The sequence below is a fragment of the Levilactobacillus suantsaii genome (genome assembly GCF_014069315.1).
GTDB classification, from domain to species: domain Bacteria; phylum Bacillota; class Bacilli; order Lactobacillales; family Lactobacillaceae; genus Levilactobacillus; species Levilactobacillus suantsaii.
In genome coordinates this window covers 1033289-1049053 of the sequence record NZ_CP059603.1, presented here as the reverse complement: position 1 = coordinate 1049053, position 15765 = coordinate 1033289, and the positions used below count along the sequence as shown (strand labels likewise).

Sequence of the window (15765 nt, the reverse complement as noted above, 5' to 3'; positions counted from 1 at the left end):
CCTATGATAAGGAAAATAGCCTCAAATTGCCACTAAGTTATGTCTAAAATCACCGCATCCCGGTCGTAACGAAACACAAAAACGGGCCTCCCCAGCCAAAAACGCTCTGGAGAGGCCCGCACATAAATTTTCAGTTATCACGCCGGTTAGTGGTTCTTGACCACTAGAGTTAAGGCGTCCGCTAGCTTGGCCTGCTGGGCTTCAGTGAGTTGATCATCTTCGATGCAGCCGCGCACGTTTTCCGCCACGACCACGCCCATGATGCGCTCCACGCTGGACCGCACGGCCGCCAGTTGTGTCAAGATATCTTGACAGTCGCGGCCATCATCGACCATTTTTAAAATCCCCTGTAGCTGGCCGTCCGTACGCCGTAACCGGTTCTTTAACCGGGTCGCCGTTGGTTGGCTCATGAGGCCTGCACCTCGGTCAACTTTTGGTCCAGATACTTCTTCAACGCGGCTTTCGGGTGGTAGCCCACGACCTTTTCCGTTGGCTTACCGTTCTTAAAGACCACCAACGACGGGATGCTCATGATTCCCAACGCTTGGGCCAGTTCCTGGTTCTGATCGACGTCGAGTGACGCAAACTTCACCTGGTCACCGTACTCCTGGTCTAAGTCCTTTAAGACCGGTGTTTGCATCTTACATGGGCCACACCAGTCCGCCCAGAAATCCACGACCGTCACGGCCGTGTCGTCACCAATGTGTTCGAAGTCATCGCTTTTAATTGCTTGCATGTTATAACCCCCTCAATTCATGTTTATGCTCATTATACCCCCAGGGGTATACTTTGGCCAGGATTTTATACCGTCGTCTCACTTTTACCCGGCACACAGTGCGCTAGTCTCACCAAATCCCCTTATTTTCGACGTAAAAAGCCACCCGGGCCTAAACCGTCCAGGTAGCTTATCAAAGCTTGAATGATTGATTTAACTTTCAACTAGCCAGGGCCCTAAATGACTTAAGCCCTAATCCTTATCCGCGGTTGGCAGGTGACGTGCTTTGGCGGTCACCCGTGGCCGTGGGTTGCCCCGCTTCGTTTCCTTTTCGACCGCCATTTGGGCAACCAGGTTTAAATAATTGAACGTATCGTCGAAGTTCGGTTGGAACAACATGTCGACGAACGCCAAGTCGTCAATCGTGTTTTGATTTTGAATCGCGATGGAGACCGCATTAGCCGACTGGGCCACTTCATGCTTACTGTACAGTTGCATGCCTAAGACACGCCGACTGTCCCGGTCATAAACCAGATTGATCGACAACCTATCCGTCGATGGCATGTAAGCTGGCCGCCAGGTGCCCTCAAAGGTGACCATGTCGGCGTTGAAGTCGTTACGCTTGGCATGGTAGAGGGTCAATCCGGTCGACGCCAAGGTGTACCCAAAGATACTCATCGCCGAGGTCGCCTGGGTCCCCATGTACGGTTGAATGTTGCCAAAGACGTTGATGCCGGCGAGCATCCCTTGCCGCACCGCATTTGTCGCCAATGGCGTGTAGGCCGGCTTACCGGTCGGATTGAAGTTGACCACGCTAGCGTCCCCGCACGCGAAGATGTCGGGATTCGACGTCTGGACGTAGTCGTTGATGATGATGGCACCGTGCCGGTCCATATCGACTTGACCCCGTAACAACTCGGTGTTCGGCACGAAGCCGGTGCAGACGATGGCCAGATCAGCCGTATAGTCGCCCTGGGTGCTTTCGATAACCAGTTCCCCCTGCTTGTTGCTGGTGAAAGAGGTCACCCGTGCGTTCAAGTGCACGTCGACCCCATTGTCTTCCAACATGTGCACGATGCGGTCGGAAAAGTTTTTATCGACATAGTGATTTAAAATGATATCGCGAGATTGCAACAACAACACCTCGTGATTGGTCCGGGCGTAGCTTTCCGCCAGTTCCGTTCCGATGTAACCAGCCCCCACAATGGCAATGCGTTTATTGGTCTTGGCCGTCTCATAGATGGCCTTAGCCTGATCGTAATTTTTGCAGAGTAGGACCTTCTCCTCGTCGATGCCGAAGATGGGCGGTACCGTTACGGTCGAACCAGTCGCCATGATTAATTTATCATAAGTATCGTGAATCATGTCCCCGGAGTCCATATTAACGGCCTCCAACGTCTTAGCTTCAGAGTCGATTTTCATCACGTTGAAGCGCGTCTTGATGGTCGCGCCCAACGCCGTCAACTGCTCTGGTGACGAATAGAACATGTCTTCCAGGTGCTTGACCTGGCCGTCTAAGTATAATGAGATACCGCAGGATAAGAAAGAAACATCCGTATGCCGCTCATAGATGGTAACCTCAGTTTCCGGATGATCTCGTAAAATTTGTAGTGCTGCATTTGTCCCGGCATGCGTACTACCAACAATGATGACTTTCATGTTTACCCTCCTACAATGAAAAAAAGAAGCTCTACCAGAAGTCTACTAGAAAGTTAGCAAAAGATAAACGACTTGGCTTAAAATCAGGGCACTTCACACCCAAAACCTCACACATTGTAAAAAAATGGCGGAAGAAGGTGCAAAACGCACCGATTATTTGCCAGTCGATCCCCGACCAACCACGCTTTTGGGGCTAAGCGTCAGACGGTTTCCCCCGCCACACATGGGTTTTGCCCAATTAACGGTGGCTCAACCGATTAAATCACCCGCAACGTTTGGGGCCTATCATGGGTAAGCATAACAGTTTTAGCGCGGAATGAACTAGCCATTTTTTACGAGGCGTCACAATTGACTTGCAAACAATTAATTTACTAGTTATGATGTCCCTAGTTAGTTCAACTATTGATCTGACCTCACACTGTGACAAACAGGAATCAACAATAGCACTCCCCCCAATAAAGTGATTTAAACTCTGATTCCTAGAGCACCGGACAATCCGCATGTTGTTCGGTGTTTTTTTGTGCACGCTATTTTTCGCGTTAAAGTTGGACCAGCACCCATTTGATAAAATATACTGTAAAATAAGTTCACAATCATTAGTCGTGCCTATAAGCCAGCTAACTACGTTTAAGTTTACCCGCAGCAGTCTATCGCACTTACGACAAGAGCCGGGAAGCTACCGGCAAATCGCGGCCCGCAAATAAAAACGCAAAGACCAATTGTTGAACCTGGGGGTTGTCGTGCAGCCGACTATGTTCGGCCGTCGCGCCATGAAACCCAACTTCGCGAAAGCTGGCGGGAATTGTGCCCAACAAGTAGCGTAACGACCGGGCCGAAGCCGTGGAGATATACCGGGCCGAATGGGTCCCATCGTTCACATCGCCATAAATGTTCAACACCGCCGCATCAGTCGGAAAGTGGTGCCGTTGCCGGTACAGGTCCGCGTAGCTCGGCAACCAGAAACTTTTGGGGTACACGATCTTCGGCCGCCCAGTGGCCGTCAAAAAGTTCGTATTGTGACTTTCGTTCATCCCAATCACGCCATTAAAGGGTCCGGCAATCGTCACTAGTTTTTTTAATTTCGGCAACCAGTTACTAGCGCTATAAGCTTCGGCGTAGGCGACCAAGGCGACGCTTCCTGCAGAATGGCCCACGGCGTTATAGGCCAAGACGCCGTGTTGGCCCCGCAGATAGATCATGATTTCGTGCAACCACCGGACCTGAAAGGAGAGCCGAGCCTGATTATTGCCGAAGGTGACCTGAATCAGCGGGTGGGCCACCGTATTGTCCCAGTGCCCACTAATTTTTAATTTGCCGGCGTGGGTCACGTGAATCGTCAGGGCGTGGTGGTAGCCAAAGTCGACCGCAGCCGTCAGCATGGCCTGCATGGTTTTAGAACTCCCCCGTAACCCGTGCACGAAGATTGTGGGGATTTGCGGGGTCGCTTGCGGTTGTTGGCGTTGCCAGCGGGCCAATTTACGGTGGGTCCGCAACCGTCCAAGCGCACTGGTCGCACCCGAAATCACTGCTAATTCGACTAAACTTAAATCCATTGACTCGTTCCCTCCTGAACCAGACTCACGCCTAAAAAATGTCCGCTATGTTAAATGTAGGACTTCAATAGTACGCCTAAGTTCATTATACGGCTAGGCACAAGTTTGTCAGGTGATTTTCTTATCCTTAGTTAATTATTAAGTGGCAAAACCGCCGGGTCGAAGACAACAACATTGCCTTCGGCCCGGCGGTTTCCTACCATCTTTGGTATAAGGCTTCAACTTGTAAGACCCACAAGTAAAGCTCACTTAATTATTAATATATTTATTGAACCAATCAATTGCGCCCAATCATCTATCGGGGTTACACTACAGTCAAGTTAACAGCCGTAGCGTTGTTAGCTGAGTTGTACCAAATTCTTATTATTCTTACGAGCGGAACTTAGCACTCCCCCAAAGTCTTTGCCTCTGCTCGTACCCCCCTCAAACCACGGCAGCACATTTGCTCACCGTGGTTTCTTTTTAATCACGAATCTGGACACCAATCCCGATCAAGCCGGGACCGGTGTGGACGCCCAATGCCGGGGACACATCGCCGGCGTACCATTCACTGACTTGTGGGAATTCGGTCTTTAAGCGGGCTAACATGGTCTCGCGCAGATTGGGGTTGGCCCCGTCGACCACGGCGCCACTGACTTGTTTAGCCGAGCCAATCATCTGACCGACTAACGCCACCAGCTTGCTCAGCGTCCGTTTCTCCCCACGCACCTTAGCAATCGGGTAGTAGACCCCATCGTCATCACAGGAGATGATCGGTTTAATGTTTAACAGCGTCCCCGCCATCCCCGCGACCCGACCGATTCGACCGCCGGCTTGCAAGTACTTTAAGCTGGGCACATAAAAGAAGACGTTACTTTGCGCTGCGACCCGTTCGACTTCCGTCACAATCTGGTCAAAGGATTGTCCTTGTTCGCGTAATTGAGCGGCATAGATGGCCGCAAAGCCACTCCCGATTCCGACACTCCGGGTGTTGACCACGTGAACCGTGAGTGGGGTGTCTTCGGCTAAAAGTTGCATTTCTTGGTAAGTTCCCGAGAGGGCCGCCGAAATACTAACGGCGATAACATGGGTATAGCCTGACGCCTCGATGCGTTGGTAGGCTTCCACGATGCGCTTCCCGGTCGGGCTCGACGTGCTGGCCTTTTCGGTGGCCTGGCGGCGATAAAATTCGGCTGGGGTAATGGTGACCCGGTCCTCATAGACCCGGTCCCGGAAGATCACGTTCATCGGGGCAAGCGCCATGTCGGCGGCCTCTAAGACTTCCGTGGGCACATCGGAACACGAATCAACAAGTATAGCAATTTTCTCTGCTGGCATGAGTAACTCCCTCGTTTCTAAAGTATGGCTAGCATTTATTATCATGATTATAACGCAATCATCTAGTTTTGAAAACCAGATGATTTTAGCTGTTAGATTATATCATCTAACTTATCTCAAAACAATTCGTCTAATTAATCTAGCCTGCCCCAGTTTTGCCCAACCATTCATGGTGAGAACGGTTTAACTCTCGGCTTTATGTTGGGGCGCCATGGTTGACATCTCGCGCTATCTCGTTATACTGGCGAGTGGCCTGGCAGAATATGCACCTTAGTTTAGGCGTTTCACCTTATAAAAGCCATTAATTTCCCTTCTCGATGCTTCTGCCAGGCGTTTGAAAGGAGTGAGCTTATGGCAAATCACCAAACCAAGTCAACCACCAAGCACCACCTCTTAGCTTCGACTGACCAGCAACAAAAGAGTCTCGATGAAGTCAACAGTAGTGTCAGCGTCCCCAAGAATGCGGGATTCTGGCGGACTTTAATGGCTTACACCGGTCCCGGTGCTTTGATCGCCGTGGGGTACATGGACCCCGGCAACTGGATTACGTCCATCAGTGGTGGGGCGACCTACCGCTACACGTTACTGACCGTCATCTTAATGTCGAGTCTGATTGCCATGCTCCTGCAAGCCATGTCGGCGCGCTTAGGGATTGTGACTGGGAAGGACCTGGCGCAATTGACCCGGGAACGCACCGGGAAAGTCAGCGGGATTCTCCTTTGGATCATCACCGAAGCAGCCATCGTGGCCACCGATATTGCCGAGATCATCGGGTCCGGGATTGCTTTGGAATTGCTTTTCGGTTTTCCCCTTATCGTCGGTATCCTGATTACTGCGGCAGATGTTTTGCTCTTATTAGTGTTGATGCGCCTGGGCTTTCGCAAAATCGAGGCCATCGTGGCCACCCTGGTCGCCGTCATCCTCTTCGTGTTCCTTTACGAAGTCATTCTCTCGCAACCACAGATGGGGGCCGTCTTGAAGGGCTATTTGCCGTCCAGCCACGTGGTGACCAACCACGGGATGCTCTACCTCTCCCTCGGGATCGTTGGGGCCACCGTGATGCCCCATGACCTGTACCTGGGGTCCTCCATCTCGCAAACCCGGAACTTTGACCGGGAAGACCGGCGGAGCGTAGCCCAAGCGATTCGCTTCACCACGATTGATTCGAACCTCCAGCTCACCGTAGCCTTCGTGGTCAACAGTCTCTTGCTAATCCTGGGGGCGGCCCTGTTCTACGGGACCAACAGCGACCTGGGACGGTTCGTTGACCTCTACTACGCGTTAGGCAATAATCAAATCGTCGGTGCTATCGCCAGTCCCATCTTAAGTATGTTGTTCGCTTTAGCCCTATTAGCATCCGGACAAAGTTCAACTATCACTGGGACCTTGGCCGGGCAAATCATCATGGAAGGCTTCATCAAGTTGAAGATGCCACTGTGGGCCCAACGTTTACTGACCCGGCTGATCTCCGTGACCCCAGTGTTGGCTTTTGCCATCTACTACCACGGTAACGAAGCTAAAATTGAAAATCTGCTGACCCTTTCGCAGGTCTTCTTAAGTATCGCGTTGCCCTTTGCCATGGTGCCGCTGGTCCGCTTCACGAGTAACCGGCAACTCATGGGAGAGTTTGCCAACCGCAGCTGGGTCACCTACGTGGCCTGGATTGTAACGGTCATTCTAATCGTGCTTAACGTTTACTTGATCTTAAACACCTTAGGAATCACCGGTTAGGCTCGGCCCTAACCAAACTGATAACCACTAAAAAACGAGTTGAACCAAGACTTTTCTTGGTCCAGCTCGTTTTGTTTTCGCATGAGTTGTGGTGGCAATTAAGCGCGTTGGGCACCGTCGACCGTGAATTCAGCGCCGTTAGCAAACTTGGATTCATCGCTACCCAGGTAAACGCAGATTTCACCGATATCCTTGGGTTCGCCCATATGGCCGACCGGAACGGTCTTAGTGAGTTGTTCCTTGGCTTCGGCTGGCACGATTGCCGTGTCGATCCAGCCAGGATGAACTGAGTTGACCCGGATATCGATACCCCGGTGTGCTAGGTTCAAGGCCGTGGCGTGGGTCAGCATACGGGTCCCACCCTTGCTGGCCGAATACGCCGGTGCGGTCGGCAACCCGACTAAACCAGCCACAGAGGACACGTTGATGATCGACCCCTTAGCGTCGTTGGTCTTTTGCATGGCTTTAATCCCATACTTTTCACCTAAGAAATTGGCCGTCAAATTAACGTCAATCGTCCGTTGCCAATCGGCTAAGGAGAGGTCTTCGATAATCGGGCTCATGCCACCGATTCCGGCGTTGTTCACTAGAATGTCGAGCTTACCGAATTTATCGATGGTCGCGTCAATGACTTTCTGCCAGTCCGCTTCTTTAGCCACGTCCTGTTGCACAAAGAGGCTCACGTCATCGCCCAACTTGGCGACGGCCGCGTGGCCCCCGTCAACGTTATGGTTGGCCGTTAGTACGACTTTGGCGCCTTCACGCACGTAGCATTCAGCAATGCCCAAGCCGATCCCGGCAACGCCACCCGTAATGATGGCGACTTTTCCGTCTAACCGTTTTGTCATCTCAAAATCACCCTTTCTTAGGTCTAAGATTAGCATAACAGTTCACAAAACGGAATTAATTACTGCCACTTATGGTTCAGGGGCAACCAACCTCAGGGCGCCTAAAGCCTACAAAAAAGCCGCGTCACCATCACGGCTCCGCGACTTTTCTGAGTTAAGCCAATTTAAGTTAATTTTCGTGTAAGTGGAATGGCAGGACCAACCCACCAAATTCATTGGTGTTTGGCTTGTCGCGCTTAACGACCAATTCTTGATTGACGAAGCTGGTCAACCCGGTCTGGCCAAGTTCACGGCCGTAGCCGGAGTTCTTGACCCCACCAAATTCGAGTTCTGGTAAGGAACTGAAGAAGGTGTTGACGTAAACTTGACCGGTTTCGATACGGGAAGCTAATTCAGCCCCGTGTTCAGCCGTCCCGGCAAAGACGATTCCACCTAAACCGTAGTCGGCGTCGTTAGCCAATTCAACGGCTTCATCGTCGTCCTTGACCTTGTAGACCTGGGCCACCGGACCGAACATTTCCTTGCCGTACATTGGGTTATCCTTCTTGATGTCCGTTAAGATCGTTGGCAGGAAGAATTGCCCGTCGCTGTCCACTGGATCATGTTCAAAGGCCAGCGTTGCGCCACCAGCAACGGCGTCGTCAACTTGCTTCTGCAGCTTTTCCTTAGCTTTCTTCGAGTTCATAGGTGCCAAGGTGGTGTTTGGATCCATTGGGTCACCTAATTTAACGGCCGCAAAGGACTTCTTCAATTCTGCTAGAAATTCATCGTAATGGTTTTCCGTGACGATGAAGCGCTTGGACGAGGTGCAGACTTGACCTGCGTTGTATAACCGGGCCCGTGGGGCGATATCGTTAACTGCGTCCATGTCGGCATCGTGCGCCACGATAAAGGCATCGATCCCGCCAAGTTCCATGGTGCTCTTCTTCAAGTTCTTGCCGGCTTCACTCGCAACGGAAGTCCCGCCACGTTCGGACCCGGTCAAAGCAACCCCTTGAAGCCGCTTGTCCGCAATCACATCGGAAACCTGATCGTAGTTCAAGAACAGGTTGACCAAGGACCCATCTGGTGCCCCGGCCCGCCGAACAGCATCTTCAAAGGCTAAAGCGGACCCTGGCGTAATCGCCGCGTGCTTCAGAATAATCGGATCGCCAATCGCAAAGTTTGGCGCGAAGATCCGCATAATCTGGTAGAACGGGAAGTTCCAAGGTTCAACGGCCAGTAAGACACCTAATGGGTGGTTTTCCAGTTGGGCATCCCCGGCGATTGACGCAATCTGCCGTGGCCGCAAGAATTCTTCAGCGTGGTCTGCATAGTATTCCGCGATGTCTGCACATAGCAGAACTTCACCCTGTGATTCCACATAAAGTTTCCCCATATCAACCGTCATAATCTTTGCGAAATGGTCTTTTTCATCCCGTAAGATTTGGGCTAACTTGTGGAGTACCGGCGTCCGGGTCGAAACGGGATCATTACGCCACTTCTTGTATAACGCGTACGTCTTACTCAACGCTTCTTCAATCTCGTCGTCCGTCGCAAAAGGATACTCTTTAACCAGTTCATTCGTATAGGGATTAATCGTTTGATATGCCATTTTGTGTTTCCTCCTCATAAGACTCGGCACTTCGTTTCACAATACCTTTCATGACACGAGTACACTATACAATAACTTATTTGGAAGCGCTATTATTTTTACTTGTGAAATAATTGCAGGTTATTTACACCCGCCTTTCACAATCAAGCAGTTGTAAATTTTAACCATTCTTGTTTACAAATGCCGTCACATCTCAATAAGTGGGCAAACAAAAAAGGCCTGGGCTTACGCCTAGGTCTCTGCCAATGACTTAGCTTAACTTCCAACGGTCTAAGATGCCGTTGAATAATCGGTTGGCCGTGGTAATCTGATCCAACACGGTCCGGGGGCTCGCTTTGAAGTTATCGTTCGCCCACTTATTGATGATGCCAATGGCACCCGCGGCAATGAATTCCGCCGACGTATCAATCACGTCTTCTTTTAAGTACCGGTACTCTGGCATGGCGTGGAGTAAAATCGAAAGTCGCGCCGCCACAAATTCATTCGTGGACTGCCGCCAAACCCCGTCGTCATAAGGGTAGGCATTTAAAAATAGCTTCGCGTGATCCGCAATGCGTTCGAAGAGTTGAATCGTCTCCGGTCGCCAGTTCTCCAAAGTGAGTGTGACCGGTTTTTCGCGGCGCGGGGTCTCAACGATGAATCGTTGGTAGACAAATGCTAACAATTCATACTTATCCGCAAAATAGTAATAAAACGTTTTTCGGTGGACGCCCGCTTCGTCCGCAATTTCGCGAACCGTAATCTTGTCAAACGTATTGTGGTTTAACAACGAAGCCAAGGACTCCGCAATTCGTTCCTTAGTTTCTGATGCAGCCATCATGATACCTCCAATCATCCGTACCCTAATTTTAGCGTTAGACGCTGTGCCCCGGTGCCTTACCGGTCGGTGGTCTAAGCAAGTGCTTCGAGTAGTCGTGTCTTTCCACCCGTGACGAGGTGGCTCCAAGATTAGTTAGCTGCTAACTCGTTATGTATATAAATGACATGACCGATTTACTGAACAGGCCTAATTATAGCATAACTGGCCGACCATTGGGCAATCCATTTCAAGGGGACACGCCACTCCCCGGAATTATTTTCCCGAATTCATGCTGAGCGTTTGACCGCCCCGTGACCGCTCTGAGCTCGGGACACCCAAACGCTCAGCCTCATTCATCCACGGATGAATGGGGAACCTGGGTCGTGATTGCGGCAACTAGTAACTGTTCTCCAGAGCGCGTGGTTGCAACCGCTATCTTATTTTAGCATGCTAAAAGCGGGTAAGCCACTAGACTTACCCGCTTTTTTGGTAATCACGTGATTAATGATAGAGGTCAAACCGCCCCTTTGAAAATAGGGTACTCAGATGCGCACTTTCCAGCAAGGAACGGTCGGTAATGACCTTCTTCAACACGGAAGCGGGATACCCCTTGACATTATGGTTGCCGCTACCAATCTCGCCGATCCCGTCACGGTCACTCAACGACGCCACGGTCCCGTCAGACTTGTACGTGAACTTCCGTGGCTTGCTGCCGTGGACCTGGAAAGCAACGTTCTTGGCGGCTTGTTCGCCCGTCGCCAACGCAATCTGCGCGGTCGTTGGGTACGGCCGGTCGCCATCCGGTGGCATCACCGCGGCAACGTCGCCCACGATGTAAACTTCAGGATGGTCCTTTAACGACAGGTCGGCTTCGACCGTGACCCGGTTACGGCGTTGGTCGAAGCCAGAGTCAGCCATTACGTGTGAGCCACTGACGCCGACGGTCCAAATGATGGTGTTGGCCGGAACTTCGTGTTCCTGGTCGTTTTCGTCGGTGTAGACCACCGCACCAGGCTTGATTTCAGCAATGGCGGCACCAAGCTTCATTTCGACGCCGTGCTTTTTCATGAAGCGCATTGCGTAATCCCCCAACGACTTATCGAACATCGGTAGGATACTATCTGAGCGTTCCAAGCAAATCAACTGAATCGCTGGGGTGTTGTATTCGGTCTGTAGCTTGGGGACGGCCTGAGCTAATTCACCCAGTAATTCGATGCCGGTGAACCCTGCCCCACAAACAGCGATGCGTAAATCGTTAGGGTCCTGGCTCTGTGCGTAACCCTTGATCTTCGCTTCAATGTGCTGATAGACCGCTTCGGCCGTGGCTAAATCATCCATCGGTAACGCGTAATCTTCAGCGCCCTTCAAGCCAAAGGTCTCGGACTGAAATCCCAACGCCACGATCAAATAATCGTATGTGATCGGGTCGTGGGTCGCCAAGGTCACCTGCTTTTGGTCCACGTCAATGTTCGTGACTTCATCGCGCACGAAATCGATGCGACTACCAAGCACATCGTTGATTTCATAAGTAATTTTATCGGACGCGATGTTTCCTGCGGCGACTTCATGGATATTCGTTTTTTCGGTGTGGGTGCCGGATTTGTCGACCAAAATGATCTTGTTCTCAACCGGGATATCCCGTTGTAAGAACTTTGCGGCCCGCATCCCCGCATAACCGCCACCTAGAACTAAAATCGTTGCCATATTAAACGACTCCTTTGTAGTAAGTTATGCTCTCACGACGGCTGGCCTGGCATCCGCGGCAATTAAACCGGTTACATTTCGTTTCAGCGCGTCCCCCCGTTAAAACGGCGACCTGTCCATCTGGGAGCTTTGGCTCCATTATACGGCTTATCACGTGAAAAACCACTGAAAACGGCTTGCGTTACCGACTGGAACTTTTAACCCCAAAAACTCTCGAACGGAAGTCGTTTTAGCTGACAAACGCGCCCAAAACCGATAAGGTAGGCATTAGTTAAGTCAACTAAACTAACCGTGATTGGACTGGGCCGTTAGGGTCACCAGTCACGTGCCACTAATTCATAGGAGGTCTTTTGATTTATGACAACTTTAGTAATTGGGGCCCATGGCCACGTTGGACAACACATCGTTCAACAATTAGCTGACGCCGGTGAAACCGTCTACGGCGGGATTCGCAACGCCGAACAAGCGGCCGTCATCGAAAAATTGGGCGGTCAGGCTCGGATGGTAAATCTGATGGGCACCGCTGATGAGTTAGTCCCTGCCATGAAAGACGTCGACACGGTCATCTTCTCCGCCGGTTCCGGTGGTAGTACTGACGATGACATGACGCTCAACATCGACTTGGATGGTGCCATCAAGGCCATGCAAGCGACCGAGACGGCCAAGATCAAGCGTTTCATCATGGTCAGTGCCATGGGCGCCGACGAACGGTCGTTCTGGGACCAGACCGGTATCCGACCATACTACGTGGCCAAGCACTACGCTGACCAGTGGTTACAACACCGGACTGATTTGGACTACACCATCATCCGGCCAACGACTTTGACCAACGACGACCCGACCGGTAAGATTACGGTCGATCCGGGTCTCGACGGGTCCACGAGCATCAGTCGCGCCGACGTTGCGGCAACGATTGTCGCCATTGTCAAACACCCGCTCCCACAGCATATTTTGACCATCGTGAACGGGGATACCCCGATTGCCGACGCCATCAAGGCGCAAGCTTAGCGATGACCACGGGCGTCACGGGAACCACCTCGTGGGGCCATTAGCCATAACATCGTCACAAAAAACGGCGCCGAGACACTTCTCGACGCCGTTTTTCATCGTTTCGGCTTCTATTCTGCGAGTTGGATGATCTGGCCTATTTTAATTGGCTGGCCCGGTGCCGTTGATCTAAGTTCAAGGCACTAGCGTTGACCGCCGTTTGAACCTGGGTGGATAGTTGCTTAGCACTGGTGCGTTTTAAGTGCACCTTGGTGAACTGAACGGTCGTCGTTGCCTGGGTGGGGAAGACCACCGTTGCCTGGACCGGCTCAGCTGAAACCGTGGTCTTAGTCGCTGCCGACGCCCCCGCGGACGTTGCCAGTAACATGGTCACCGTCATCGTTCCCAATAACAACTTTTTCATTTTCTGGGTTACCTTGGTCATTTAAACCACTCCTCAATGGATGTTTTAGTCGGTTGCTTATCAATGTCTTAGTTATACCATGCGGTGCTGGTCGAAATCTTGAAGCTTCGTTAAGGTGAAAATATGAATTTCTTATCTTCGTTCCCGCAAAACTATGCTAAGATACCACTGAATACCCCCCATCCCCGCCAGATAGCCATTATCAGCCATCTATCAGCGGCTATCGTTGCCTAGCTGGGGTGGTTTATCCCCCACCCTATTTAGGGCCATAAAATTAAGGAGTTGACTGTTTCACTATGAAGAACACTATCTTGTTAGTTGAAGACGAGACCGGTCTCGCCAGTTACGTGGCCAAGGAACTCATTTTCGAAGATTTTCAGGTCTTGACCGCTGCCGACGGGGAAGCTGCCTGGGAAACCTACCAGACGCATCGCGACGACCTGTTACTGGTTCTTTTAGACTGGATGCTCCCCCGGATGGACGGCATGGAGGTCCTCCGCCGAATTCGTAAACACGATGACCTGCCCGTCATTATGATGACCGCCCGTGATTACCTGGGCGACAAGGTCACCGGCTTGGACAACGGGGCCGACGACTACATCACTAAACCCTTTGAAATTGAAGAACTATTAGCCCGGATTCGGGTGATTCAGCGTCGAACCGCCCACCAAAGTGGCTTGGACCAAACCTACCACGTCGCCGATCTGACGCTCATCACCAAGACTCGCCAGGTCACCCGGGGCACGGAAACCCTGCAACTGACCCAACGGGAATACGACCTGCTGCTCTTCTTGATGCGCCATCCCGGCCAGGTCTTCACCCGTGACGAGCTCCTAGATAACGTCTGGGGCGTCGACTTTTTGGGCCAACAAAACGTCGTCGACGTGTATATCGGCTACTTACGCAATAAAATCGATACGGGCGATCAAACACCTCTCTTCCACACGATTCGGGGCGTCGGGTACAGTCTGGAAGCGGATGATGCCTCATGAAAAAGACCAAGGTTCCGCGTTCCTATGCGGCCATCATTCGCCGCTCTTTCACCACGTTGCTCCTAACCATTGGGTTGGTCATCACACTGACCGTGTCCGTGACCTTGAGCGTTGACCAGTTGTTCCGGGCTCAGAACCAAGCTGCTCAGCTCAGTTCTAATTTGCAGATCAGCCAAGCCAACACCTTTCAGGACTGGTTGACCATCAACCGTAGTAGTGGATTGAACGCCCATAACACCTTTGTGGTGGTCAAAAACAGCGATGGCTCGACCACTTCATTTCTCCCAAGTAACCGGGTCCCCAACCTCACCAATAGTTGGCAGGTACCCTTCACCCACCTCATCTATATTCCAAAGGCGGGCCTGTATTTCTCCGAATCCTTAAAAATGAACCATAAGACCTACCTCTTATATATTGGCATGCACGTCTTATTAGGCAACCTCCACGTGCTGATTGCCGTGTTGATCATCGCCATCGGGTTGAGTCTCCTGATTGGGCTACTCTTCGTGCGCCGGCTGGCCAACCAGATCAGTCGACCGACCATCGAATTGGCCCGCGCGGCCCAACAAGCCGCGGCCAACCCGGAAACAACTCAGCCAACGCTTCCCCAACCTACCGAACCCGCCGAAGTTGGCCAACTGGCTAAGGATTTCAACCAATTGCTGGCTTCGCAAAATGGGCGGTTACAACGTGAGCGGCAGTTCATCTCCGATGCCTCGCACGAATTACGCACTCCGATTGCCACGATTCGGGGCAACATCAAGCTGATTGACCGTCACAGTGCCAAACATCCCGAAGTTATCCCCGAGTCGTTGGGCTTCATCGACCAGGAATCGTTGCGGATGCAACACCTGATTGAAAACCTGCTTCATCTATCCCGGGCAGACCGAGCGCAAGATATCGACTTAGTCCCCATCGACGTTGCCAAGTTAGCGGAAGGTGTCGTGACCCACTATCAACCCCTGATTGAACAACCCTTGAATTTTCACGGGCCCGCGACCCCGGCGATGGCGTTAGGCGATACCGATCTGGTCCACCAGATTTTGACTGCTTTGCTCGATAACGCCCACAAGTATTCACCCAACGACCAGGCTATCACGGTCACGGTCGCTCAAAAAGACGACACCGTGACGTTAGCCGTGGCCGACTTTGGCCGCGGTATCAGTAAAGCCGACCGGCAACACATCTTCGAACGCTTCTACCGGGTCGATTCATCACGGTCCAACCAGGTCGAAGGTAGTGGACTGGGGCTGGCTATCGTGTCACAATTAGTCCAGCTCAACCAGGGCCACATCAGTGTCAGTGACAACCACCCCCAAGGGACCATTTTCACCGTGTCACTCACCGCTGCCCCCGCTAAGGAATCCTAAGAAATTCTCAGACAATCCTTAACCAAAACCGATAACTTCCCGACGTTTTCTTCGCTATACTAGAGTCATCAA

Annotated in this window: 14 protein-coding genes; 4 read left to right on the top strand and 10 right to left on the bottom strand. The window is 51.7% G+C overall.

Going from position 1 to position 15765, the window contains the following annotated elements:
• Nucleotides 1–146: 146 nt before the first annotated feature.
• The 5 genes from H3M12_RS04825 to H3M12_RS04805 form a co-directional block, all read right to left on the bottom strand.
• Nucleotides 147–410 (bottom strand): metal-sensitive transcriptional regulator, encoded by a 264-nt coding sequence (locus H3M12_RS04825; RefSeq protein WP_129033096.1) that lies wholly within the window; start codon nt 408–410, stop codon nt 147–149.
• On the bottom strand, nt 407–736 hold the full coding sequence (gene trxA / locus H3M12_RS04820) for a thioredoxin (protein ID WP_129033097.1): 330 nt from the start codon (nt 734–736) through the stop codon (nt 407–409). Before trxA ends, H3M12_RS04825 begins: the two co-directional genes overlap by 4 nt.
• A gap of 231 nt (nt 737–967) precedes the next feature.
• Nucleotides 968–2374: an FAD-dependent oxidoreductase gene (locus H3M12_RS04815; RefSeq protein ID WP_129033098.1), complete on the bottom strand. Its 1407-nt coding sequence runs from the start codon at nt 2372–2374 to the stop codon at nt 968–970.
• Between the two features lie 656 nt (nt 2375–3030).
• Nucleotides 3031–3927, bottom strand: a complete 897-nt coding sequence (locus H3M12_RS04810) for an alpha/beta hydrolase (protein WP_129033099.1) — start codon at nt 3925–3927, stop codon at nt 3031–3033.
• Nucleotides 3928–4389: 462 nt separating this feature from the next.
• A complete protein-coding gene (locus tag H3M12_RS04805) occupies nt 4390–5244 on the bottom strand; it encodes a DegV family protein (RefSeq protein ID WP_129033100.1) in 855 nt (284 codons plus the stop codon).
• Between the two features lie 351 nt (nt 5245–5595).
• Between H3M12_RS04805 and H3M12_RS04800 the strand changes: the two genes are divergently transcribed.
• On the top strand, nt 5596–6975 hold the full coding sequence (locus H3M12_RS04800) for an Nramp family divalent metal transporter (protein ID WP_182150992.1): 1380 nt from the start codon (nt 5596–5598) through the stop codon (nt 6973–6975).
• Nucleotides 6976–7073: 98 nt separating this feature from the next.
• Here H3M12_RS04800 and H3M12_RS04795 read toward each other — a convergent pair whose 3' ends face one another.
• The 4 genes from H3M12_RS04795 to H3M12_RS04780 form a co-directional block, all read right to left on the bottom strand.
• Complete coding sequence (locus H3M12_RS04795; RefSeq protein WP_129033102.1) at nt 7074–7823, bottom strand: glucose 1-dehydrogenase; 750 nt, start codon at nt 7821–7823, stop codon at nt 7074–7076.
• A gap of 169 nt (nt 7824–7992) precedes the next feature.
• On the bottom strand, nt 7993–9417 hold the full coding sequence (locus H3M12_RS04790) for an NAD-dependent succinate-semialdehyde dehydrogenase (protein WP_129033103.1): 1425 nt from the start codon (nt 9415–9417) through the stop codon (nt 7993–7995).
• A gap of 250 nt (nt 9418–9667) precedes the next feature.
• Complete coding sequence (locus H3M12_RS04785) at nt 9668–10234, bottom strand: TetR/AcrR family transcriptional regulator (RefSeq protein ID WP_129033104.1); 567 nt, start codon at nt 10232–10234, stop codon at nt 9668–9670.
• A gap of 483 nt (nt 10235–10717) precedes the next feature.
• Nucleotides 10718–11920, bottom strand: a complete 1203-nt coding sequence (locus H3M12_RS04780) for an NAD(P)/FAD-dependent oxidoreductase (protein WP_129033105.1) — start codon at nt 11918–11920, stop codon at nt 10718–10720.
• Nucleotides 11921–12277: 357 nt separating this feature from the next.
• Here H3M12_RS04780 and H3M12_RS04775 point away from each other — a divergent pair, with 357 nt between their 5' ends.
• Entirely contained in the window at nt 12278–12928 is a 651-nt protein-coding gene (locus H3M12_RS04775; protein WP_129033106.1) for an SDR family oxidoreductase, read from the top strand.
• Between the two features lie 136 nt (nt 12929–13064).
• Here the strand turns inward: H3M12_RS04775 and H3M12_RS04770 are convergent, their stop codons facing one another.
• Complete coding sequence (locus H3M12_RS04770; RefSeq protein WP_129033107.1) at nt 13065–13352, bottom strand: hypothetical protein; 288 nt, start codon at nt 13350–13352, stop codon at nt 13065–13067.
• Nucleotides 13353–13627: 275 nt separating this feature from the next.
• Between H3M12_RS04770 and H3M12_RS04765 the strand changes: the two genes are divergently transcribed.
• Nucleotides 13628–14323 (top strand): response regulator transcription factor, encoded by a 696-nt coding sequence (locus tag H3M12_RS04765; protein WP_129033108.1) that lies wholly within the window; start codon nt 13628–13630, stop codon nt 14321–14323.
• Nucleotides 14320–15693, top strand: a complete 1374-nt coding sequence (locus tag H3M12_RS04760; protein ID WP_129033109.1) for a sensor histidine kinase — start codon at nt 14320–14322, stop codon at nt 15691–15693. Before H3M12_RS04765 ends, H3M12_RS04760 begins: the two co-directional genes overlap by 4 nt.
• Nucleotides 15694–15765 lie beyond the last annotated feature (72 nt).

Excerpts from the sequence above, each read along its gene's own strand:
- H3M12_RS04795 (WP_129033102.1), bottom strand. The coding sequence starts at position 7,823 with ATGACAAAACGGTTAGACGGAAAAGTCGCCATCATTACGGGTGGCGTT.
- H3M12_RS04825 (WP_129033096.1), bottom strand. The coding sequence starts at position 410 with ATGAGCCAACCAACGGCGACCCGGTTAAAGAACCGGTTACGGCGTACG.
- H3M12_RS04805 (WP_129033100.1), bottom strand. The coding sequence starts at position 5,244 with ATGCCAGCAGAGAAAATTGCTATACTTGTTGATTCGTGTTCCGATGTG.
- H3M12_RS04815 (WP_129033098.1), bottom strand. The coding sequence starts at position 2,374 with ATGAAAGTCATCATTGTTGGTAGTACGCATGCCGGGACAAATGCAGCA.
- H3M12_RS04765 (WP_129033108.1), top strand. The coding sequence starts at position 13,628 with ATGAAGAACACTATCTTGTTAGTTGAAGACGAGACCGGTCTCGCCAGT.
- H3M12_RS04780 (WP_129033105.1), bottom strand. The coding sequence starts at position 11,920 with ATGGCAACGATTTTAGTTCTAGGTGGCGGTTATGCGGGGATGCGGGCC.
- H3M12_RS04770 (WP_129033107.1), bottom strand. The coding sequence starts at position 13,352 with ATGACCAAGGTAACCCAGAAAATGAAAAAGTTGTTATTGGGAACGATG.
- H3M12_RS04775 (WP_129033106.1), top strand. The coding sequence starts at position 12,278 with ATGACAACTTTAGTAATTGGGGCCCATGGCCACGTTGGACAACACATC.
- H3M12_RS04810 (WP_129033099.1), bottom strand. The coding sequence starts at position 3,927 with ATGGATTTAAGTTTAGTCGAATTAGCAGTGATTTCGGGTGCGACCAGT.
- H3M12_RS04785 (WP_129033104.1), bottom strand. The coding sequence starts at position 10,234 with ATGGCTGCATCAGAAACTAAGGAACGAATTGCGGAGTCCTTGGCTTCG.
- H3M12_RS04790 (WP_129033103.1), bottom strand. The coding sequence starts at position 9,417 with ATGGCATATCAAACGATTAATCCCTATACGAATGAACTGGTTAAAGAG.
- trxA (WP_129033097.1), bottom strand. The coding sequence starts at position 736 with ATGCAAGCAATTAAAAGCGATGACTTCGAACACATTGGTGACGACACG.
- H3M12_RS04760 (WP_129033109.1), top strand. The coding sequence starts at position 14,320 with ATGAAAAAGACCAAGGTTCCGCGTTCCTATGCGGCCATCATTCGCCGC.
- H3M12_RS04800 (WP_182150992.1), top strand. The coding sequence starts at position 5,596 with ATGGCAAATCACCAAACCAAGTCAACCACCAAGCACCACCTCTTAGCT.